This window comes from Microlunatus capsulatus (assembly GCF_017876495.1).
In the GTDB taxonomy this organism is placed as follows: Bacteria; Actinomycetota; Actinomycetes; order Propionibacteriales; family Propionibacteriaceae; genus Microlunatus; species Microlunatus capsulatus.
Map to the genome: position 1 here is coordinate 3,602,630 of NZ_JAGIOB010000001.1, position 21,391 is coordinate 3,624,020.

Annotated in this window: 20 protein-coding genes and 1 tRNA gene; 18 read left to right on the top strand and 3 right to left on the bottom strand. The window is 72.0% G+C overall.

Translation table 11 applies throughout. The annotated features are described in order from the left end of the window. The first annotated feature begins 41 nt into the window (after positions 1-41). From JOF54_RS16730 to pyk, 7 genes are all read left to right on the top strand, one after another. Complete coding sequence (locus tag JOF54_RS16730; RefSeq protein WP_210057865.1) at positions 42-581, top strand: cell division protein SepF; 540 nt, start codon at positions 42-44, stop codon at positions 579-581. A 129-nt stretch (positions 582-710) separates the two neighbouring features. After that, positions 711-1,007 carry a YggT family protein gene (locus JOF54_RS16735; protein WP_210057867.1) on the top strand — a complete coding sequence of 99 codons (297 nt, stop codon included), beginning with the start codon at positions 711-713 and terminating at the stop codon, positions 1,005-1,007. A 113-nt stretch (positions 1,008-1,120) separates the two neighbouring features. Further along, positions 1,121-2,005, top strand: coding sequence for a DivIVA domain-containing protein (locus JOF54_RS16740; protein ID WP_210057870.1), 885 nt, complete (start codon positions 1,121-1,123; stop codon positions 2,003-2,005). Between the two features lie 172 nt (positions 2,006-2,177). Continuing rightward, positions 2,178-2,708, top strand: a complete 531-nt coding sequence (locus JOF54_RS16745; protein ID WP_210057872.1) for a TraR/DksA family transcriptional regulator — start codon at positions 2,178-2,180, stop codon at positions 2,706-2,708. A gap of 26 nt (positions 2,709-2,734) precedes the next feature. Beyond that, entirely contained in the window at positions 2,735-3,307 is a 573-nt protein-coding gene (locus tag JOF54_RS16750; protein WP_307804296.1) for a signal peptidase II, read from the top strand. Next, positions 3,300-4,229 (top strand): RluA family pseudouridine synthase, encoded by a 930-nt coding sequence (locus tag JOF54_RS16755; RefSeq protein WP_210057873.1) that lies wholly within the window; start codon positions 3,300-3,302, stop codon positions 4,227-4,229. Before JOF54_RS16750 ends, JOF54_RS16755 begins: the two co-directional genes overlap by 8 nt. A 72-nt stretch (positions 4,230-4,301) precedes the next feature. Next, positions 4,302-5,717 carry a pyruvate kinase gene (pyk, locus tag JOF54_RS16760; RefSeq protein WP_210057875.1) on the top strand — a complete coding sequence of 472 codons (1,416 nt, stop codon included), beginning with the start codon at positions 4,302-4,304 and terminating at the stop codon, positions 5,715-5,717. Positions 5,718-6,199: 482 nt separating this feature from the next. On the opposite strand, the gene JOF54_RS16765 is transcribed toward pyk, so the two are convergent. Continuing rightward, positions 6,200-6,282: transfer RNA gene (locus JOF54_RS16765), tRNA-Leu, on the bottom strand. A gap of 124 nt (positions 6,283-6,406) precedes the next feature. Here JOF54_RS16765 and JOF54_RS16770 point away from each other — a divergent pair. The 6 genes from JOF54_RS16770 (at position 6,407) to JOF54_RS16795 (ending at position 12,767) form a co-directional block, all read left to right on the top strand. Then, positions 6,407-7,042: an ANTAR domain-containing response regulator gene (locus JOF54_RS16770; RefSeq protein ID WP_210059656.1), complete on the top strand. Its 636-nt coding sequence runs from the start codon at positions 6,407-6,409 to the stop codon at positions 7,040-7,042. A gap of 154 nt (positions 7,043-7,196) precedes the next feature. Next, positions 7,197-8,408 carry a branched-chain amino acid ABC transporter substrate-binding protein gene (locus JOF54_RS16775; protein ID WP_307804298.1) on the top strand — a complete coding sequence of 404 codons (1,212 nt, stop codon included), beginning with the start codon at positions 7,197-7,199 and terminating at the stop codon, positions 8,406-8,408. Positions 8,409-8,564: 156 nt separating this feature from the next. Beyond that, positions 8,565-9,509 carry a branched-chain amino acid ABC transporter permease gene (locus tag JOF54_RS16780; protein WP_210057877.1) on the top strand — a complete coding sequence of 315 codons (945 nt, stop codon included), beginning with the start codon at positions 8,565-8,567 and terminating at the stop codon, positions 9,507-9,509. Next, positions 9,506-11,218 (top strand): branched-chain amino acid ABC transporter permease, encoded by a 1,713-nt coding sequence (locus JOF54_RS16785; RefSeq protein ID WP_210057879.1) that lies wholly within the window; start codon positions 9,506-9,508, stop codon positions 11,216-11,218. Before JOF54_RS16780 ends, JOF54_RS16785 begins: the two co-directional genes overlap by 4 nt. Then, positions 11,215-12,054, top strand: a complete 840-nt coding sequence (locus JOF54_RS16790; RefSeq protein ID WP_210057881.1) for an ABC transporter ATP-binding protein — start codon at positions 11,215-11,217, stop codon at positions 12,052-12,054. Before JOF54_RS16785 ends, JOF54_RS16790 begins: the two co-directional genes overlap by 4 nt. Before the next feature lie 5 nt (positions 12,055-12,059). Next, positions 12,060-12,767 (top strand): ABC transporter ATP-binding protein, encoded by a 708-nt coding sequence (locus JOF54_RS16795; RefSeq protein WP_245360473.1) that lies wholly within the window; start codon positions 12,060-12,062, stop codon positions 12,765-12,767. Positions 12,768-12,785: 18 nt separating this feature from the next. Here JOF54_RS16795 and JOF54_RS16800 read toward each other — a convergent pair whose 3' ends face one another. Further along, on the bottom strand, positions 12,786-13,202 hold the full coding sequence (locus tag JOF54_RS16800; protein ID WP_307804300.1) for a PaaI family thioesterase: 417 nt from the start codon (positions 13,200-13,202) through the stop codon (positions 12,786-12,788). A gap of 54 nt (positions 13,203-13,256) precedes the next feature. On the opposite strand from JOF54_RS16800, the gene polA reads away from it, so the two are divergent. After that, on the top strand, positions 13,257-16,019 hold the full coding sequence (polA, locus tag JOF54_RS16805) for a DNA polymerase I (protein ID WP_210057884.1): 2,763 nt from the start codon (positions 13,257-13,259) through the stop codon (positions 16,017-16,019). A gap of 16 nt (positions 16,020-16,035) precedes the next feature. Here the strand turns inward: polA and JOF54_RS16810 are convergent, their stop codons facing one another. Further along, positions 16,036-16,344 carry a hypothetical protein gene (locus JOF54_RS16810; protein ID WP_210057887.1) on the bottom strand — a complete coding sequence of 103 codons (309 nt, stop codon included), beginning with the start codon at positions 16,342-16,344 and terminating at the stop codon, positions 16,036-16,038. 337 nt (positions 16,345-16,681) lie between these two features. Between JOF54_RS16810 and rpsA the strand changes: the two genes are divergently transcribed. From rpsA to JOF54_RS16830, 4 genes are all read left to right on the top strand, one after another. Further along, positions 16,682-18,175, top strand: coding sequence for a 30S ribosomal protein S1 (gene rpsA, locus JOF54_RS16815; RefSeq protein WP_210057888.1), 1,494 nt, complete (start codon positions 16,682-16,684; stop codon positions 18,173-18,175). A 134-nt stretch (positions 18,176-18,309) separates the two neighbouring features. Then, complete coding sequence (coaE, locus tag JOF54_RS16820; RefSeq protein WP_210057890.1) at positions 18,310-18,909, top strand: dephospho-CoA kinase; 600 nt, start codon at positions 18,310-18,312, stop codon at positions 18,907-18,909. 122 nt (positions 18,910-19,031) lie between these two features. Beyond that, positions 19,032-20,303 carry a PrsW family glutamic-type intramembrane protease gene (locus tag JOF54_RS16825; RefSeq protein WP_210057892.1) on the top strand — a complete coding sequence of 424 codons (1,272 nt, stop codon included), beginning with the start codon at positions 19,032-19,034 and terminating at the stop codon, positions 20,301-20,303. After that, positions 20,300-21,295, top strand: coding sequence for a hypothetical protein (locus JOF54_RS16830; protein WP_210057894.1), 996 nt, complete (start codon positions 20,300-20,302; stop codon positions 21,293-21,295). Before JOF54_RS16825 ends, JOF54_RS16830 begins: the two co-directional genes overlap by 4 nt. The last annotated feature ends 96 nt before the right edge of the window (positions 21,296-21,391 follow it).

A 21,391-nucleotide genomic window follows, 5' to 3' on the forward strand; every position in this document is an offset into this window, starting at 1 on the left:
CACCACGAGCACACCCGAGACGGCAGAGGCAGGACGACCAGATGGCGGAGAAACTGAAGCGGGCGGCCGCGTGGCTGGGTCTGGTCACCGACGACCGGTACGCGGACTACGACGACGCCGACGCCAACGAGCGCACCGAGGGCATCAGCCGCGAGGAGCTCCTGGGCGCCCAGGAGAAGCAGCCCGCCAGCGTCACCCCGCTGGAGACGCGGCGGACGACCCCGCCGGCGGCGTCCGGCTCGACCCCTGTCCCGATCCAGGGCGCCGCACCGGCGCCCGCCCCGACCCCCCGGACGGCCGACGTGACCCGCATCATCACCGTCCACCCGCGCACCTACAACGAGGCGCGGACGATCGGCGAGCACTACCGCGACGGCGTCCCGGTGATCATGAACCTCACCGAGATGGAGGACGTCGACGCCAAGCGCCTCGTCGACTTCGCCGCCGGCCTGATCTTCGGCCTCCGCGGCACCATCGAGCGCGTCACCAGCAAGGTCTTCCTGCTCTCCCCGCAGAACGTCACCGTGACCGCGGAGGACAAGGAGCGGATCGCCGCCGGGAGCTTCTTCAACCAGAGCTGACGCCGGCAGCGCCGGCCGGACCGCCCCGGCCGGCGCTGACCGGCGCCACCCGTTGCCCGGGGGCCTACCCTGGAGAGCACGGAGTGCCGCTCGACCTCGACTGGCCGTAGCAGAACAGGGTTCCCCACTGTGTTGATCGTCGGATCGCTCATCCTCGTGGTGCTGAGGATCTTCCTCGTCTTCCTCTTCGCACGGATGGTCCTCTCGTGGGTCCCCGTGCTCGTCCGCGACTGGGAGCCCCGCGGCCCCCTCCTCGTGGCCGCCGAGTTCGTCTACTCCGTCACCGACCCGCCGCTGCGCGCCCTGCGCACCGTGCTGCGGCCCGTGCGGATCGGCAGCGTGATGCTCGACCTGGCCTTCATCGGCCTCTTCATCCTGGTGAGCCTGCTGATGCGGGTGGTCGGGCTGATCTTCTTCGGCGCCTGAGGAACCGCCCGGGCGGCCCCGGCCCGGCGATGTGTGATCCCCAGGTCCACCCGGTACGGTGACCCGGTTGGGTGAACCTGCCCAGCTGACCCTGTGATGTCTCGAGGTGAACGATGACGCTGTCGTTGGACGATGTGCGCAACAAGCGGTTCCGGATGGCCCGCAAGTCCGGCTACGAGGTCCTGGAGGTCGACGAGTTCGTCGACGAGGTGGAGGCCACCTTCGAGCAGCTGTTCGAGGAGAACCGGAACCTCAAGAAGCAGGTCGAGTCGCTGAAGACCACCGGGAGCGCCGCCGCGACCCCGTCCGAGGACGCGAAGCCGGCCCCGGTGCCCGAGCAGCCGGCCGCGGCGCCGGTCGCCGCCGCTCCCGAGCAGCCGGCCGAGCGGATCGTCGTCACGACCGCCAAGGAGGCCAGCTCCGCCGTCGTCCGGCTGGTCGAGCTGTCCACCGAGCAGGCCGAGCGCCTGGTGGCCGAGGCCACCGCCGAGGCCTCGAAGATCCGCGAGCAGGCGACGACGTCGGCCCAGCAGGAGACCGCCGACGCGCACGCCCGGGCCGAGAAGGTCGAGACCGAGGCGCGCGCCCACGCCGAGCGGCTGCAGGCCGACGCGCTGGGCCGGGCCGAGTCGCTCGACCGCGACATCGACACCCGCCGCACCGAGATGTTCGGCGAGCTGGAGAAGCAGCGCGAGGAGCTCACCGCCACGGTGCACGCGCTGCGGAGCTTCGAGGCCACCTACCGCGGCAACCTCACCCGTCATCTGCAGAGCCAGATCGACGTGCTGGCCTCGGGACGGGAGGAGCCGGCCGACCCGCCGGCCGCCCTCGACGAGGCCCCGACCTCCCGCCAGACCCCGGCCGCCGGGGCCGCGCCCGCCGGCGCGGAGCAGGCCACCGCGACGGACGACGACGACGCCCCGACCGGCGGCGGCGGCTCCACCGCCACCGCCAGCGACACCCCCCGCCTGGACGCGCTGCTCGGCGACCAGCGCTGACCCACCCGACCACCGCGCGCAGGGCCCGCTCCGGCGGGCCCTGCGCGCTGTCCGGACCCGGCGCTCAGCAGATTCTTCGGCGACGACGTCGTCACCGGGTCCACCGGTCATTGAGTTGCGGCCGATCACCGCCTACTGTCTCTGCGTCACTCCAACCCTCAGGGGGAACCCCATGTCAACCGCCAAGGCGACGCCCGCCGGCGACGGTGCTGCCACCGCGACCCGCACCGGAGCGCGCCAGGCCCCGGCGATCCACGCCCTCCCCGTCACCGAGTCCGCGTCGACCGCGCACGTCGAGCCCACCGGGGCCTCGTCGCTGCCCGTCCGCCAGGGTGAGGACCCGTGGACCGAGGCCGAGCTCGGCGAGGTGATCGAGGTGCTGGAGGCCGACATCGTGCGGTTCCGCGAGCAGCTCGAGACCTCGACCGCCGAGCTCGTCGGCCTGCTCCGCGACGGCACCGAGGGTGCCGGCCGCGACCCGGCCGACGTCGGCTCGGCCAACTTCGAGCGGGACGCCGAGATGTCGCTGGCCAACAACGCCCGCGAGATGCTAGACCAGTCCAAGCTGGCGCTGCGGCACATCCAGCTGGGCACCTACGGCAGCTGCGACAACTGCGGCCAGCCCATCGGCAAGGGCCGCCTGCAGGCCTTCCCCCGCGCGACCTTGTGCGTCAAGTGCAAGCAGCGCGAGGAGCGACGGTAGCCCCTCCGGGCCCGCCCCCGGCCCCCGTGCTGACGGCGGCGCACCGCCGCCGGCTGCGGTGGCTGTTCGCCGTGGTGGCCCTGGTCGGGCTGGCCCTGGACGTGGTGACGAAGGTGGTCGCCGTCGACCAGCTGGAGCCGGGCCGCCCCGTCCCGCTGCTGGGCGGGCTCCTGACCCTGCGGCTCATCCGCAACCCGGGGGCCGCGTTCAGCACCGGTGAGGGCATCACGCCCGTCTTCGCCCTGGCCGCCTGCGCGGTGCTCGTCTTCGTCGTGGTCCGGCTCGCGCCCCGGCTCGGCCACCCGGCCTGGTCGGTGGCGCTGGGCCTGCTCTGCGCCGGCGTCAGCGGCAACCTCGTGGACCGGTTCGTCCGCCAGCCGGGCGTCCTCCGCGGGCACGTCGTCGACTTCCTCCAGCTGCCGCACTGGCCGATCTTCAACGTGGCGGACATGTGCATCACCTCCGCCGCCGTGCTGATCATGGTGCTGTCGGTGATCAAGAACGTCGGCATCAGCGGCGAGCGCTACGGCCGGGGCAGCGCCCCCGCCGAGCCCGTCGCGGCCACGCCGACCGCACCCCGCGAGGCCGAGGATGCCTGAGACCCGCGTCGTGCTGGTGCCCGACGGGCTCGAGGGCGAGCGCGTCGACGCCGCGGTCGCCCGGATGCTCGGCCTCTCGCGCAGCCGCACCGCCGACCTCATCAGCCGGGGCCAGGTCCGCCTCGACGGCACCGCGGTCAGCAAGTCCGACCGGGTCCTCGGCGGCTCCATGCTCGAGGTCGAGCTGGACGAGGAGGGGGAGCGGACCGCCCGCGTCGTCCCCCGCACCGTCGAGGGCGTCGGCATCGTCCACGACGACGACGACGTGGTGGTCGTGGACAAGCCCGTGGGCGTCGCCGCGCACCCCAGCGTCGGGTGGGACGGCCCGGACGTGCTCGCGCACCTGGCCGGCGCCGGCTTCCGCATCTCCACCTCCGGCGTCCCCGAGCGCAAGGGCATCGTGCAGCGCCTCGACGTCGGCACCTCGGGCCTCATGGTGGTGGCCAAGAGCGAGCGCGCCTACACCGTGCTCAAGCGCGCCTTCAAGGCGCGGACGGTCGACAAGACCTACCACACCCTCGTCCAGGGGCACCCCGACCCGTTCACCGGGACCATCGACGCCCCCATCGGCCGGCACCCGGGCGCCGACTACAAGATGGCGGTCATCGAGGGCGGCCGGCACAGCGTGACCCACTACGACACCCTCGACGCCTTCGTCGGCACCACCCTGCTCGAGGTGAAGCTGGAGACCGGCCGCACCCACCAGATCCGGGTGCACATGGCGGCGATCAAGCACCCCTGCGCCGGCGACCCCACCTACGGCGCCGACCCCGTGCTGGCCGCCCGGCTCGGCCTGCAGCGCCAGTGGCTGCACGCGGTCCGGCTGGGTTTCGTCCACCCGACGACCGGCGAGCCCGTCGAGTTCACCTCCCCGTACCCGGCGGACCTGCAGCACGCGCTCGACGTCGTCCGCTCCGCCTGAGGCCGCCCGGCCCAGCGGACCAGTGACCCGGTTGGTCTCGCTGGCCCGCGGGGGCCCCGCTAGTGTCGGGACGTGCGTAGAGCCAAAATTGTCTGCACGCTGGGACCTGCGTCCTCAGCGCCCGAGCGCCTCATCGAGCTGGTCCAGGCCGGCATGGATGTCGCCCGTCTGAACATGAGCCACGGCGAGTACGCCGACCACGAGGCCAACCTGGCGAACGTCCGGGCGGCCGCGGCCGCCGTCGGCCGCCCGGTCGGCGTCCTGGCCGACCTCCAGGGGCCGAAGATCCGGCTCGGCCGGTTCGCCAGCGGCAAGGAGGTGCTCGAGGTGGGCGCCACCTTCACCATCACCGTCGACGACGTCGCCGGCGACGTGCACCGCTGCTCGACCACCTTCAAGGGCCTGCCCGGCGACGTGAACCCGGGCGACCGCATCCTCATCGACGACGGCCGCCTCATGCTGGAGGCGACCTCCGTCACCGCCACCGACGTCGTCACCGAGGTGGTCGTCGGCGGCCCGGTCAGCAACAACAAGGGCATCAACCTGCCCGGCGTCGCCGTCAGCGTCCCCGCCATGAGCGAGAAGGACAGCGAGGACCTCCGCTGGGCCCTGCGCCAGGGCGTCGACATGGTGGCGCTCTCCTTCGTCCGCAGCGCGGCCGACATCGAGATCGTGCACCAGATCATGGACGAGGAGGGGCGCCGCGTCCCCGTCATCGCCAAGATCGAGAAGCCGCAGGCCGTCGAGAACCTCGACGAGATCATCGACGCCTTCGACGCGCTGATGGTCGCGCGCGGTGACCTCGGCGTCGAGCTCCCGCTCGAGGACGTGCCGCTGGTCCAGAAGCGCATCGTCACCGCGGCCCGCCGCTGGGCCAAGCCGGTCATCGTGGCCACCCAGATGCTCGAGTCGATGATCTCGGCCCCGCGCCCCACCCGGGCCGAGGCCTCCGACGTCGCCAACGCGATCCTCGACGGCGCCGACGCGGTCATGCTCTCGGGCGAGACCAGCGTGGGCGAGTACCCCGTCGTCACCGTGGAGACCATGGCCCGGATCGTCTCGACCACCGAGGCGCACGGCCAGGAGCAGATGCAGGACATCGACTGGGACCCGCACACCACCAGCGGCGTCATCACCAAGGCCGCGGCCGAGGTGGGGGAGCGGATCGACGCCAAGTTCCTCGTCGCCTTCACCCACTCGGGCGACTCGGCCCGCCGCCTCTCCCGGCTGCGCTCGACGATCCCCGTCCTGGCCTTCACCCCGGTCGAGCAGACCCAGGCCGCCCTCACCCTCAGCTGGGGCGTCGAGTCCTTCCTGGTCCCGATGGTCGGCCACACCGACGACATGATCCGCCAGGTCGACAAGGCCCTCATCGAGACCGGCATGATCGCCGAGGGCGAGCGCGTCGTCATCGTCGCCGGCTCCCCGCCCGGGGTCGCCGGCCACACCAACATGGTCCGGGTGCGGAGGATCGGCGCGCCGCTGTGACACGGTCCTCGCTCCGCTCGGACGCGGACCGCGCTCTGGCCCGCCGTCTTCGTCGTCGCGGCTGAACGAAGAACGTGTTCACCCGCTCCTCCTCATGACGGCGGCGCGCGGTCCGTGTGCCCCGTGAGCACGCAGTGAGGTGAACGCCTCGGTCCCTTGGGGGCCGGGGCGTTCTGCGTACCGCGGCCTGAGCTCGTCGAAGGCCTCCCGTTCCCGCGGCTGAGCCTGTCGGGCCTGTCCGGCTGAGGATGCCCCGCAGGCCAGAGGGGTGACCCACCAGCACCGATCAGCGACCGACACGGCGGCACGAGCAGGCGGAGCGGACCACGGGGGCGCGGGCGTGGATGAGTCTGGCGGGAGCACGTCGGGGACAGTGGCCGCGGTAGCACGGGGAGCTGCCGACGTGCGGATGGTTGCCCGCGCCCCCGAGGTCCGCGCAGCCGGCGGACCGAGCCCCAGCCCCGACGGGCAGAGGAAGACGGTGCCGGGAAGGGGAGTCGAACCCCTATGTCCTTGCGGACAGACGGGTTTGAGCCGTCCGCGTATACCTTTCCGCCACCCCGGCCGGGGTCACCCCGCCGTCGTCACGGCGACGGGAGCGGCTCATCATGCCACAGCGCCGCAGTCCCGCCCGGGCCCCGACGTGGGCCGTCCGCACCCCCTCGACCGCGACAAACCCGTAACACGGCCTGGCTAAGGTGTCCTCCGTGACGAACGCAGAAGCTGGTACGACGGACGGCGCGAAGACGCGCGTGGTCGTCGCGGAGGACGAGGTCCTGATCCGCCTGGACCTGGTCGAGATGCTCACCGAGGAGGGCTACGAGGTCGTCGGCCAGGCCGGCGACGGGGAGACGGCGGTGCAGCTGACCACCGACCTCACGCCCGACCTCGTCGTGATGGACGTGAAGATGCCCAAGATGGACGGCATCAGCGCGGCCGAGCAGATCGCGACGGCGCGGATCGCCCCGGTGGTCATGCTGACCGCCTTCAGCCAGCGCGAGCTGGTGGACCGGGCCAGCCAGGCCGGGGCGATGGCCTACGTGGTCAAGCCGTTCAGCAAGTCCGACCTGGTGCCGGCGATCGAGATCGCCCGCGCCCGCTTCGCCGAGATCCAGGCCGTCGAGGCCGAGGTCAGCGACCTCACCGAGCGCCTGGAGTCCCGCAAGGCGGTGGACCGCGCGAAGGGCCTGCTGCAGTCCGGCCTGGGCCTCACCGAGCCCGAGGCCTTCCGCTGGATCCAGAAGACGGCTATGGATCTCCGCAAGTCGATGCGCGAGGTGGCCGAAGGTGTCATCGAGCACGGCTCGGGCGGCAAGAAGAAGTAGCGTCCGCCCGGCCCCGCGTGGCCAGGTAACGAACATGCAACACGAGGCGGACGACCGCCTCAACCGGGGCCCCCGGACGTAGGGTTCCGTCCAGTTCGCCGGGTCCTGCCCGCCGCGGACCCTGCGCCACGTAGCAGCTCAACTTGGAGGAAATGTGCGTAAGCAACTCGTGCTCACGGGGGTCACCCTGCTGGCCACCACGATGGCCCTGTCGGCCTGTGGCTCCCGCGCGGAGGAGACGGGTACCGGCGGCTCCGGCGACACCGCCGCGAAGGTCGCCAAGATCGGCGTCATCGCCCCGCTGTCGGGCGACCTGTCCGCGCTGGGCCTCGGCATCCAGAACTCGGTCGAGCTCGCGGTCAAGCAGGCCAACGAGAAGGGCACCATCCCCGGCTGGACGCTCGAGGTCGACGCCCAGGACGACCAGGCGCTGCCGGACACCGGCAAGAACGCCGCCACGAAGCTCGCCGGTGACGACGAGGTCGTCGGCGTCGTCGGCACCCTGAACTCCTCGGTCGCCCAGTCGGTGCAGCCGGTGCTGAGCGGCGCGAACATCGCGCAGATCTCGCCCGCCAACACCAACCCGACGCTCACCAAGGGCGCCGACCCGGCCAGCCCGCAGCGCTCGTACCCCGGCTACTTCCGCACCTGCACCACCGACGACGTGCAGGGCCCGTTCGCGGCCAAGTACCTCCTCGAGCAGGGCATCAAGTCCGTCGCCACCATCCACGACAAGAAGGCCTACGGCCAGGGCCTCGTCGCCGCCTTCACCGAGGCGTTCAAGGCCGGCGGCGGCACCATCGCCCAGGCCGAGACGATCAACCCGGACGACAAGGACTTCTCCGCCGTCATCAGCAAGGTGAAGGGTGCCAACCCCGACGCCATCTACTACGGCGGTGAGTACCCGCAGGCCGGCCCGCTGGCCCAGCAGGCCAAGGCCGCCGGCCTCGACGTCCCCCTCATGGGTGGCGACGGCATCTTCGACCCGGCCTACATCGAGCTGGCCGGCAAGACCTCGGACGGCGACCTCGCCACCTCCGTCGGCGCGCCGACCGAGACCCTCGACTCGGCCAAGCAGTTCGTCTCGGACTACTCGGCCGGTGGCTTCGAGCAGCCCTACGGGGCGTACGGCGCCTACGCCTACGACGCGGCCAACGCCATCATCAACGGCCTGAAGGAGTCCCTGGCCAGCGCCGAGGACGCCAAGTCCGCGCGCGAGGCCACCATCACCGCCATCGGCGGGGTCTCCTTCGACGGTGCCACCGGCCCGGTCTCCTTCGACGAGTACGGCGACACCAAGACCAAGGTGCTCACCGTCTACAAGGTGACCGACGGCAAGTGGGCGGCCGACAAGACCGGCAGCTAGTCCGGTGAGGGCGGGCGGTGCTCAGCACCGCCCGCCCTTCCCATCTCCTGCACGCACCGAGGAGGCAGACGACGTGCTCGCTGCCTCCTCGTGCTCTGTCCGGGACAGCACCGTCCCGGGCGGCACGACCAACCACGCAACGGAAGGGGGCCACGGGTGGACGTCCTGCAACAGCTGATCAACGGTCTCTCGCTGGGGGCCTTGTACGCCTTGATCGCGGTGGGCTACACCGTGGTCTACGGCATCGTCCAGCTGATCAACTTCGCCCACGGCGAGATCTTCATGATGGGCGCCTTCGGGTCGCTCACCGTGTGGCTCGTCCTCGGCCGGGGCAGCGGGTCCACGGGCCTGTGGCTGCTCCCGCTCATGCTGATCGGCGGCATCGCCGTGGCCGTCGGCGTCGCGCTGCTCACCGAGCGGTTCGCCTACCGCCCGCTGCGGAACGCGCCGCGGCTCGCCCCGCTGATCACCGCCATCGGAGTCTCGATCTTCCTCCAGGAGTTCGTCCGGCTGTTCTACGGCCGGATCCCGACCTTCCCGGACTCCCTGCGGGCCATCTCCTTCCCGCAGATCGACGTCGTGACCGGCCCGGCCTTCACCCCCGGCGGCGTCGTCATCCAGCGGGCGGCCCTGTTCACCCTGGTGTCGCTCGTCGTCTGCGCGGTGATCCTGTTCGTCTTCGTCAACAAGACGCGGCTGGGCCGCGCCATGCAGGCGACCTCGCAGGACCCGGACACCTCGCGGCTGATGGGCATCAACGTCGACCGGATCATCATGGTGGCCTTCGCGCTCGGCGCCGCCCTGGCCGCGGTGGCCGGGCTCGCGTACGGGCTGCGCTACACCAACATCGACTTCAAGATCGGCTTCCTGGCCGGCCTGAAGGCGTTCACCGCCGCCGTCCTGGGCGGCATCGGCAACATCAACGGCGCCGTCGTCGGCGGCCTGGTGCTCGGCGTCGTCGAGGTCCTCGCGACCTCGTACATCCCCGGCACCTTCGGCGGCTCGGCCTGGAAGGACGTGTGGGCGTTCGTGCTGCTCATCCTCGTGCTGGTCTTCCGTCCGCAAGGTCTGCTCGGCGCGAGGGTGGTGGACCGGGCATGAGGCGTCCTGTGCTCGTCACCCCCGCCCTGCAGGAGCGGCACGGCTCCCGCGGCCGGCTGGCCGCCCTCGTCGGCGGCGCGCTCGTCCTGGTCTCGGGCCTGCTGCCCTGGGCCTACAGCCGCGAGGCCCTCGACAACATGACCTACCTGGTCGACCCGTCGCCGCTGCAGTTCATGGGCATGGTGCTCGGGCTGCTCGTCGTCGTCGCGCTGCTCGGGCCGCGGTTCCTGCCGGCCCGCCGGGGCCGGCCGCGCGTCGGCTGGCTGCGCGCGGCCCGGGCGGCGTCCGCCGGGGCCCTGGTCTTCACCGGCGTCGTCGTGGTCTCCATCGCCGCCGAGCTCGGCGGCCTCGTCAATGTCGAGTACGGCGGCTGGGTCGCCCTCGTGGGCGCGCTGCTCGCCTTCGGCGGCACCCGGCTGGTCGCCCGCGGCCCCGAGCCCACGCTCCACCGGGCGCAGGCGCGGTCGTGGCTGGAGCTGCTCGCGATCGTCGTGGTGATGGCGGCCGCGCTGTTCGGGATCGCCTACGCCCTCGACAACGACGACGCCGGCACCTTCGTCAGCTTCATCGCCTTCGCGGGCGCCGTCATCGCCACCCTCTTCGCCGTCGGCGTGATGGGCTGGCTGTCGGCGGTCTCGCAGCGGCACAAGAAGGTGCTGATCCTGGCCGCCTTCCTCGTGGCCTTCCTGTTCCCGTTCACCCAGGACGGCTCGGACGCCAACATGTCCATCGCCACCCAGGTGATCATCTTCGCGGCCGCTGCGATGGGCCTGAACATCGTCGTCGGCCTAGCCGGCCTGCTCGACCTCGGCTACATCGCGTTCCTCGGGGCCGGAGCCTTCGTGGCGGCGATCCTGTCCCGGTCGGCGTTCTCGACGCTCGACGTCCACCCGCCGTTCATCGTCGTGGTGCTGATCAGCGGGCTGGTCTCGGCCACCCTCGGCCTCATCATCGGCACGCCGACCCTGCGGGTGTCGGGGGACTACCTGGCCATCGTCACGCTGGCGTTCGGCGAGATCTTCCGGATCACCATGATCAACCTGGACGGCGAGGCGGGCCCCAACCTGACCCGCGGCTCCAACGGCATCCCGGCGATCCCCGACCTCAACCTGCTCGGGTTCGACTTCGGCGACCCGCACGAGCTGCTCGGCATCCCGCTGGGCCGGTTCTCCAACTACTACTTCCTGCTGCTCGTGGTGATCGCGCTGATCATCCTGGTCTTCAGCCGGCTCAACAACTCCCGCATCGGGCGGGGCTGGGTGGCCATCCGCGAGGACGAGAAGGCGGCCGAGGCCATGGGCGTCAACGTCTTCGGGCTCAAGCTCTTCGCCTTCGCCGGCGGTGCGTTCCTCGCCGGGGTGGCGGGCTCGGTCAAGGCGCACCAGGACGTCTCGGTCACCCCCGACCAGTACAACTTCCTCCAGTCCGCGTTCCTGCTGGCCGCCATCGTGCTGGGCGGCATGGGCACCGTGCTCGGGGTGCTGGTCGGCGCGACCCTGCTGATCCTGCTGCCCGAGAAGCTCCGCTTCGTCAGCGAGTTCCGGCTCCTGCTCTTCGGCCTGACGCTCGTCGTCATGATGCGCTTCCGGCCCGAGGGGTTGATCGCCAGCCGCCGACGGCAGCTGGAGTTCCACGAGGACGACGAGGACCTGGCCGAGCGGATCGACGACCAGATCCAACCCAGCACGCTGAAGGGGGCGACGACATGACGGCGGTGGACACGGCTCCGGCGCAGGACCGGGCGAGCGGCGAGGCCATGCTGGTGGCGGAGGACGTCACCATGCGGTTCGGCGGCCTCACCGCCGTCGACTCGGTGAACTTCCGGGTCAACCGCGGCGAGATCATGGGCCTCATCGGGCCCAACGGCGCGGGCAAGACGACCTTCTTCAACTGCCTGACGGGGCTGTACCTGCCCACCAGCGGCCGGGTCGTCTTCGACGGCGCGGTGCTGCCGCCCAAGCCGCGCAAGGTCGTGCTGGCCGGGATGGCCCGGACGTTCCAGAACATCCGGCTGTTCGGCAACATGACGGCGCTCGAGAACGTCATGGTCGGGCGCTACTGCCGGACGACGGCGGGACCGTTCACCTCGATCATCCGCGGGCCGAAGTACCGCCGCGAGGAGGCCGCGACCCGGCACCGGGCGCAGGAGCTGCTGGACTTCGTCGGCCTCGGCCACACGACGGACAGCCTCGCGCGCAACCTGCCCTACGGCGACCAGCGGCGGCTCGAGATCGCCCGCGCGCTGGCCACCGACCCGAAGCTGCTGCTGCTGGACGAGCCGACGGCCGGGATGAACCCCCAGGAGACCCGGCAGGCGGAGGAGCTGATCTTCAAGATCCGCGACTCCGGGCTGGCGATCGTGGTGATCGAGCACGACATGCGCTTCATCTTCACCCTCTGCGACCGGGTGCTCTGCCTGGTGCAGGGCAAGGCGCTGATCGAGGGGACCCCCGCGCAGGTGCAGTCGGACCCGCGCGTCATCGAGGCCTACATCGGGACCGGTCCCGAGGACGCCTCGGAGCTGGAGAAGGAGCTGGACGCGTGACCGCGATGCTCGAGGTCAAGAACCTGAAGGTCGCCTACGGCCGCGTGCGCGCGGTCAAGGGCATCAGCTTCAGCGTCGAGAAGGGCCAGGTGGTGACGCTGGTCGGCACCAACGGCGCCGGCAAGACGACCACCCTGCGCACCATCTCCGGCCTGCTGCGGCCGGAGGAGGGCGAGATCTGGTTCGAGGGCGAGCGGATCGACGCCGTCCCGGCCCACGAGGTGACCACCCGTGGGCTGGCGCACTCGCCCGAGGGGCGGCGGATCTTCCCGCGGCTGACGGTGGAGGACAACCTGCGGCTGGGGGCCTTCGCCCGCAAGGACAAGGCGGGGATCGCGAAGGACCTCGAGCGGGTCTTCGACCTGTTCGACATCCTGCGCACCCGGCGCGCCCAGCCCGCCGGCACGTTCTCCGGCGGGGAGCAGCAGATGCTGGCCATCGGCCGGGCCATGATGAGCCGGCCCAAGCTGCTGATGCTCGACGAGCCGTCGATGGGGCTGTCGCCGCTGATGATGCAGCGGATCATGTCGACGATCACCGAGCTCAAGTCCGAGGGCGTGACCATCCTGCTGGTCGAGCAGAACGCGCAGGCCGCCCTGTCGCTGGCCGACTACGGCTACGTGCTCGAGGTCGGCTCGATCGTCCTCGAGGACACCGGCGCGAAGCTGCTCACCGACGACGCCGTCCGCAAGGCCTACCTCGGCGAGGACTGAGGCGGTCCCGGCCGGCGCTCAGCGCGGGTCGACCAGCTGGCACGTCAGCCGCGCGGTGCAGACCCGGCGGCCGTCGTCGTCGGTCAGCACGACCTCGTAGCTGGCCACGGCGCGGCCGAGCCGGATCGCCGTCGCGGTGCCGGTGACCCAGCCGCGGCGGACCGAGCGGTGGTGGGTGGCGTTGATGTCGACGCCCACCGCCACCCGCCCGGGACGGGCGTGGGCCGCGGCGCCGATGGAGCCCAGCGTCTCCACCAGCACGCACGAGGCGCCGCCGTGCCAGAGCCCCATCGGCTGGGTGTTGCCCTCGACGGGCATCCGGCCCACCACCCGCTCGGGCGTCAGCTCCAGCACCTCCAGGCCCATCTTCGCGTCCAGCGCACTGGTCATCCCGGCGTACCAGGCGGGGACGGCGGGGCTCTCGGGGCTGGTCACCGGCCCAGCCTAAGCAACCCGGGCGTTGTCAGCGGTCGCGGATAGAGTCAGCGCGTGCCCGCGAAGACCGCCCCCTCCTCCAGAGCCGCCAAGAACGCCGCCGCCGCGGCCGCGGCGCCGCCGTCCCGGCCCAAGCTGCTGCTCATCGACGGCCACTCGGTGGCCTACCGGGCGTTCTTCGCGCTGCCCGTCGAGAACTTCTCCACCCAGACCGGGCAGCACACCAACGGCGTCTTCGGGTTCACCTCGATGCTCATCAACGTCCTGCGCGACGAGGCGCCCACCCACGTCGGCGTGGCCTTCGACGTGTCCCGGCAGACGTTCCGCTCCGAGATCTACACCGAGTACAAGGCCAACCGCAGCGCGACGCCGGACGAGTTCAAGGGCCAGGTCGACCTGGTGCGCGAGGTCCTCAAGGCCCTCAACATCCCCTACGTGCAGAAGCCCGGCTTCGAGGCCGACGACGTCATCGGCACGCTGGCCACCCAGGCCGAGGCGCAGGGCTTCGACGTCCTCATCTGCACCGGCGACCGCGACGCGTTCCAGCTGGTGACCGAGAACGTCACCGTGCTCTACCCGCGCAAGGGCGTCTCGGACCTGGCCCGGATGACGCCGGCCACGGTCGAGGAGAAGTACTTCGCCACCCCCACCATGTACCCGGACCTGGCGGCGCTGGTGGGCGAGACCAGCGACAACCTGCCCGGGGTGCCGGGCGTCGGCCCCAAGACCGCCGTCAAGTGGCTGCAGCAGTACGGCAGCCTCGAGGAGCTGGTCGCGCACGCGGGCGAGCTCAAGGGCAAGGCCGCCACCGAGTTCCAGGCCCGCACCGAGGACGTGCTGCGCAACCGGCAGATCAACGCGCTGGTCCGCGACCTGGAGCTCGACGTCGTCGTCGACGACCTGGTCCGTCGGCCGTGGGACCGCGAGGCCACCCACACCCTCTTCGACGGCCTCGAGTTCCGGGTGCTGCGCGACCGCCTGCTGGAGGCGCTGCCGAACGAGGAGGAGGTGCTGCCCGAGGGCGGCTTCGAGCTGACGGGTGAGGTGCTGGCCCAGGACGCGCTGGCCGCCTGGCTGGTCGAGCACGCGGCGGGGGAGCGCACCGGCGTCGACGTCATCGGCCACTGGGGCTCGGGCACCGGCGACATCACCGCGCTAGCCCTGGCCGCTGCCGACGGCGCCGCCGCGTACGTCGACGTCGAGCAGCTCACCCCGGCCGACGACCAGGCGCTGGCCCGCTGGCTGGCCGACCCGACCCACCGCAAGGCCATGCACGACGCCAAGGGCCCGCTGCTGGCGCTGTGGGCGCGCGGCTGGGACCTGGACGGCCTGACCTCCGACACCCAGCTGGCCGCCTACCTCACCCGGCCCGACCAGCGCACCTTCGACCTCGCCGACCTCACCGTCCGCTACCTCAAGCGCGAGCTCAAGGTCGAGGGGTTGCCGGACGCGCTGGACACCGACCAGGAGGCGCTGGACTTCGGCGACGACGACTCCGGCACCCGGCTGGCGGCCGAGGCGGCCATGGTCCGGGCCCGGGCCGTCATCGACCTGGCCGACGCGCTCGACGCCGAGATCGCCCAGCGCAACGGGACCAGCCTGCTGAACGGCGTCGAGCTGCCGCTGCTGCGCACGCTGGCCCGGATGGAGCAGACGGGCATCGCCGTCGACCTCGACCACCTGCAGGCGCTGGAGGCCGACTTCGGCGCCAAGGTGACCCAGGCGGCGAACGACGCCTACGAGGTGCTCGGCAAGCAGATCAACCTGGGCTCGCCGAAGCAGCTGCAGGTGGTGCTGTTCGAGGAGCTGGGGATGCCGAAGACGCGGCGCACCCGGACCGGCTACACGACCGACGCGGACGCGCTGCAGTCCCTCTACGCCAAGACCGAGCACCCCTTCCTGGCCCACCTGCTGGTGCACCGCGACGCGATCCGGCTCAAGCAGACCGTCGAGGGGCTGCTGAAGTCCGTCGCCGACGACGGCCGCATCCACACCACCTACGTGCAGACGATCGCGGCCACCGGCCGGCTCTCCAGCACCGACCCGAACCTGCAGAACATCCCGATCCGCACCGAGGAGGGCCGGCGGATCCGCGAGGCGTTCGTCGTCGGGACCGGCTACGAGTCGCTGATGTCGGCCGACTACTCCCAGATCGAGATGCGGATCATGGCCCACGCCAGCGACGACGCCGACCTCGTCGAGGCGTTCCGCTCGGGGATGGACTTCCACACCGTCACCGCCTCCCGGGTCTTCGGCGTCGAGCCGGACGCCGTCACCCCGGCGGAGCGGGCCAAGATCAAGGCGATGAACTACGGCCTGGCCTACGGGCTCAGCGCCTTCGGCCTCAGCCAGCAGCTCACCATCGACACCTCCGAGGCCAAGGCGCTGATGGAGGAGTACTTCGAGCGCTTCGGCGGCGTGCGCGACTACCTGCGCTCGCTGGTGGCCGACGCCCGCAAGACCGAGTACACCGAGACGATCCTCGGCCGCCGGCGCTACCTGCCCGACCTGATGAGCGACAACCGGCAGCGCCGCGAGATGGCCGAGCGGATGGCGCTCAACGCGCCCATCCAGGGCTCGGCCGCCGACATCATCAAGGTCGCCATGCTGGACGTCGAGCGCGCGCTGGCCGACGCGGGGATGAGCAGCCGGATGCTCCTGCAGGTGCACGACGAGCTCGTCTTCGAGGTCGGCACGGGCGAGCGCGAGGCGCTGGAGCAGCTGGTGCGCGACAAGATGGGCCAGGCCGTGGAGATGACGGTGCCCCTCGACGTGTCGGTGGGGGTCGGCCGCTCCTGGCACGAGGCCGCGCACTGAGCGCGGCCGGCCGGGCCTAGCCGGCGGGGGTCCAGGTGAAGGCCTCCAGCCACCAGCCGTCGTCGGCCGCCCACGAGCGCAGGGCGTCGAAGGCGGCGTCGGTGTTGGGCACGGTGGCCACCACCGCGTCCTCACCCGGCCGGCCCACCTCGACGCGCCACCGCCCGGCGGGGGCGCGGACGGCCAGCGCCCGGCTCCCCGCGGTGCCGTCGACGGGCTCGACGAGCACCGAGGCCGCCGCCTCCCAGAGCAGGGGCCGCAGGCTCTCCGGGGTCAGCGGGTCGGCCACCCGGCCGGTGTCGTCGGTGCCGCGGAAGCCGCTCATCGTGTCCCCTCCTCGAGCCCGGGGTGGTCCCGGACGTGCTGCGTCCCTGCGAGGCTAGGCGGTGCCGCCGGAGCGGCGGGCGGGGGCCGGTCCACGAGGGGACCGCACGTTTGACCCTGCCGCAGCCCGAACGTATCCTGAGATGTCGCTGTGGCCTGCGCGACCTCGGACGGAGCAGGTCGCGCGTGTCGAGGGTTCGTCAGTTGTCGGGTCAGGTCTGGGTCCAAGCACCACGTGTGGGTTTGAGCAGCAGGTTGTCACGCAGCAGGTCCTCCCCTCGACGGGCGGCCGCAGCACACCGGAACACCCACACCTTCCACTATCGGAGCCCTACTACATGACGTCCTCCCTCGAGGCACCCCCGCAGGTCGCAGTCGACGACTTCGACTCGGCCGAGGCTTTCCTGGCCGCGATCGACGCGACCATCAAGTACTTCAACGACGGCGACATCGTCACCGGCACCGTCGTCAAGGTCGACCGTGACGAGGTCCTGCTGGACATCGGCTACAAGACCGAAGGGGTCATCCCCTCCAAAGAGCTGTCCATCAAGCACGACGTCGACCCGTTCGAGGTCGTCAGCGTCGGCGACGTGATCGAGGCCCTCGTCCAGCAGAAGGAGGACAAGGAGGGCCGCCTGATCCTGTCCAAGAAGCGGGCTCAGTACGAGCGCGCCTGGGGCACGATCGAGAAGATCAAGGAAGAGGACGGCGTCGTCACCGGCCACGTCATCGAGGTCGTCAAGGGTGGCCTCATCATCGACATCGGCCTGCGCGGCTTCCTGCCCGCCTCGCTGGTGGAGATGCGCCGTGTCCGCGACCTGCAGCCCTACGTGGGCATGGAGCTCGAGGCCAAGATCATCGAGCTGGACAAGAACCGCAACAACGTGGTCCTGTCCCGCCGTGCGTGGCTCGAGCAGACGCAGTCCGAGGTCCGCCAGAACTTCCTCACGCAGCTGCAGAAGGGCCAGATCCGCAAGGGTGTCGTGTCCTCCATCGTCAACTTCGGTGCCTTCGTGGACCTGGGTGGCGTCGACGGCCTGGTGCACGTCTCCGAGCTGTCCTGGAAGCACATCGACCACCCCTCCGAGGTCGTCGAGGTCGGCCAGGAGGTCACCGTCGAGGTGCTCGACGTGGACATGGACCGCGAGCGTGTCTCCCTGTCGCTGAAGGCGACGCAGGAGGACCCGTGGCAGGCCTTCGCCCGGACCCACCAGATCGGCCAGATCGTGCCCGGCAAGGTCACCAAGCTGGTCCCGTTCGGTGCGTTCGTGCGGGTCGAGGAGGGCATCGAGGGTCTGGTGCACGTCTCCGAGCTGGCCGAGCGCCACGTCGAGATCCCCGAGCAGGTCGTCACGGTCAACGACGACGTCCTGGTCAAGATCATCGACATCGACCTCGAGCGTCGCCGCATCTCGCTGTCGCTGAAGCAGGCCAACGAGGGTGTCGACATCAACTCCGAGGAGTTCGACCCCACGCTGTACGGCATGGCGGCGTCCTACGACGACCAGGGCAACTACCTGTACCCGGAGGGCTTCGACTCCGAGACGGGCGAGTGGCTCGAGGGCTACGACGAGCAGCGCGCGGCCTGGGAGCAGCAGTACGCCGAGGCCCACGCCCGCTGGGAGGCGCACAAGAAGCAGGTCGAGGACGCCGAGAACGCCGAGGTCACCGCGGCGGCTCCCGCGAGCTACTCCTCGGGCGGCAGCACCGGCGGTGGCGCTCCTGCCGCCGACGTGGCCCCGGCCAGCAGCTCCGCCGCGCCGGAGGGCTCGCTGGCCTCCGACGAGGCCCTGCAGGCCCTGCGCGAGAAGCTGACGGGCGGCGCCTCCTGAGGCACCACCCCCGGCTGAGCCGGACCCCGGTCCGGCACCAGCGCTGAGCTCGACCACGAGGCCCTCCCACCGTCCGGTGGGAGGGCCTCGTGCCGTTCCGGGCCCGGCGACGCCGACCTGCCTAGGCTGACGCCATGCTGCGGGTGGGTCTGACGGGCGGGATCGCCTCCGGGAAGAGCACGGCCGCCGACGAGCTGGCGGCCCTGGGGGCCGTGCTGGTCGACGCCGACGTGCTGGCGCGGGAGGTGGTCGAGCCCGGGACGCCGGGGCTCGCGGAGGTGGTCGAGCGCTTCGGGCGGGACGTCCTCGACGGCGACCGGTTGGACCGCGCGGCGTTGGGCCGGGTCGTCTTCGCCGACGCCGGCGCCCGTCGTGACCTCGAGCGGGTCGTCCACCCCCGGGTGCGGGCCCGCGCCGCCGAGATCGAGGCCGCCGCCCCGCCCGACGCCGTCGTGGTGCACGTGATCCCGCTGCTCGTCGAGACCGGCCAGGCCGGGGACTTCGACCTCTGCGTCGTCGTCGACCTCGAGCCCGCGACCCAGCTGCGCCGGCTCCGCGAGCGCAGCGGGCTGGACGAGGCGGAGGCCCGGTCCCGCGTCGAGGCACAGGCCGGCCGGGCCGAGCGGCTGGCCGTCGCCGACCGCGTGCTGGACAACGAGGGCGGCCCCGACGACCTCCGGCGGCAGGTCCGCGCGCTGTGGGCAGAACTCACCCCGGGCGACACCCCCGGCTGACATACTCCCTCGTGCGCCGGGCCGGGCGGGGTGTCCCGGTCCCGCACCGTGCACAGGCGTCGGGCCCGACCCGACCCGTCGAGAGGGAACGAACCACTGTGGAATGCCCACGCTGCCGCGCCGTGCTCCCGGACGTCGCCCACTTCTGCCAGGTCTGCGGGCTCGACCAGCGGTCGGGGGACACCGACCGCCGCCAGTCCTTCGCCGCCAAGCCCGACGAGCCCGTCGCGTCCTTCGCGCTGATCTCCTCGATCATGCCCCGCGGTGCCGGCCAACGCCCCCAGACCTACCGGCTGGCGCTGACCGTCTCGCTGGTCGTCGCCCTGGTCGCCGCGATCTTCGGCGCGATGCCGATCGCCGTCCTGGTCGCCGCCTTCGCCATCCCGGTCGTCTACGTCGTGTACCTCTACGACGTGAACCTGTGGGAGGACGAGCCGCTCCCCGTGACGGCGCTCGCCTTCCTGCTCACCGGCGGGCTGGCCCTGGTGTTCACCGTGCTCTGGACGTTCCTGCGCGGTCCGGTGCCCTTCGCGCCCACCGGCCTCGACGGCACCCTGAGCGCGGCCCCGCGGCTCGGCACCTTCCTGCTCGTCGCGGTCCTCGTCCCCGTGGTCGGGGAGCTGATCCGCCAGGTCGGGCCCGTCGTGCTGGCCAGCCGCCCCTCGTTCGACGACCTGATGGACGGCCTGACGTTCGGCGTGGTCAGCGGCGTGGCGTACGCCTGCTTCGACACCCTGGTGCGGCACTGGGACCTGCTGACCGGCGGGCTCCAGGACCAGAACGCCGGGCTGTGGGCCTCGCTGGTCTTCCTCGAGGGCTTCGTGAAGCCCCTGGTCATGGGCACCGCGACCGGCCTCGCCTGCGCCGAGTTCTCGGGCCTGGGCCGCGGCTACGACGGCTTCACGCCGCGCTACGTGCGGGCGGTGCTGCTGGCCGTGCTGGCGAACGTCGCCTACCAGGCGGGGACCTACCTCTTCTCCTTCGTCGGCAGCCCCACCCTGGCCGTCCTGCTCAGCGTCCTCTGGGGCCTGCTCATCCTCGGCGTCCTGATCCTGCGCCTGCGCGTCGTGCTGCACACCGGCCTGATGGAGGCCGCCCTGGAGCGGTCAGCCCGTGAGCGCGGGGCCGGCGAGGACGGGGACCTCCAGTTCTGCGGCCGCTGCGAGATGCCGCTGCTGGACCACGCCGCCTTCTGCAACGCCTGCGGGACCGCCGTCCGCGTCCAGGCCAAGCCCGAGCGCGCGGGGGTCCCGGCCCTGGCCGGGGCCGGACCAATGTCGCCCGCAGGGGCCACGTCGGCCGCCCCGGCCGGGGGCCCGCCGGAGGAGCCACCGCCCTCGGAGGACGTCACCGAGGTCCGCCGTCCGGTCGCCGGTGAGGAGGACCGGGCATGAGCCAGCAGCCGGGGTCGTGGGACCAGGGCCAGGGCGGCCTGCCGCCGCAGGGGCCGCCGCCGGGCCAGCCCGGGTACGGCGGGCAGCCCGCCTACGGGCCGCCCGCCGGCTACGGGCAGCAGCCCCCGCCGGGGTACGGGGGCCAGGGCTACGGGGGCCAGGGGTACGGGGCCCAGGGGTACGGGGCCCCCGGGTACGGGCAGCAGCCGCCCGGCTACGGCGGCGGGGGCCGCGGCCCGGCCGGGCCGTCCCCGCGCGGCAAGAGCACCGGGCTCATCCTCGGCCTGGTCGGCGGGGCGCTCGCGCTGCTGGTGCTGATCGGCGGCATCGCCCTCGTCTTCGGCGGGGACGACGGCGACCAGCCGACGACGACCATCAGCCCGGGGCTGCCCACGGCCCCGCCGGACGACCCCTCGGCCGACCCGTCGGCGGAGCCGTCCGAGCCGCCGAGCACCGAGCCCTCCGACGAGCCCAGCGCGTCGAGCAGCCCCGAGCCGGACCCGACGCCCTCCTCGGGCGGCGGCCAGCCGGCCGGTGATGCGGTCGACCTCGGCAACGACATCGCGCTGGTGCCCGCGCAGGGCTGGGAGGTCACCAAGAAGGCGAAGGGTCTGGCCCAGCTGTCCAACGGCGACGAGCTCTTCCTCGGCCAGGCGCTCGAGCTGGAGACGGGCACCAACCCGGGCCAGCTCTGCACCGCGTGGCACAAGCAGGTCGCCGAGGGCGGGGCGGACGCCAAGCTCGCCGACCCGAAGAAGGTCGACCTGGGCTCGTCGGGGCTGAGCGGGGCCAGCTGCCTCGCCCAGGTCACCGTGTCGGGCGGGCAGGGGTCCAGCGATGTCCTCGTCTACACGGTCGTGTCGGTGCGGGAGAGCGACGGCGTGACCGTGCTGGGGACCGTCTACTTCACCGCCGGCTCCGACACCGAGCAGGTGGACGAGGACTTCTCCTCGATGGTGACCTCGATGCTGAAGACGCAGGTCGCGGGCTAGCCCCCGACCCGACGAGGGCGCTTCCGGCGGGTGGGGGAGCGCCCTCGCCGCTGTTCGCGAGGGGCTGACGCGCGGGCCGGAAAACTGTCGGAGGCC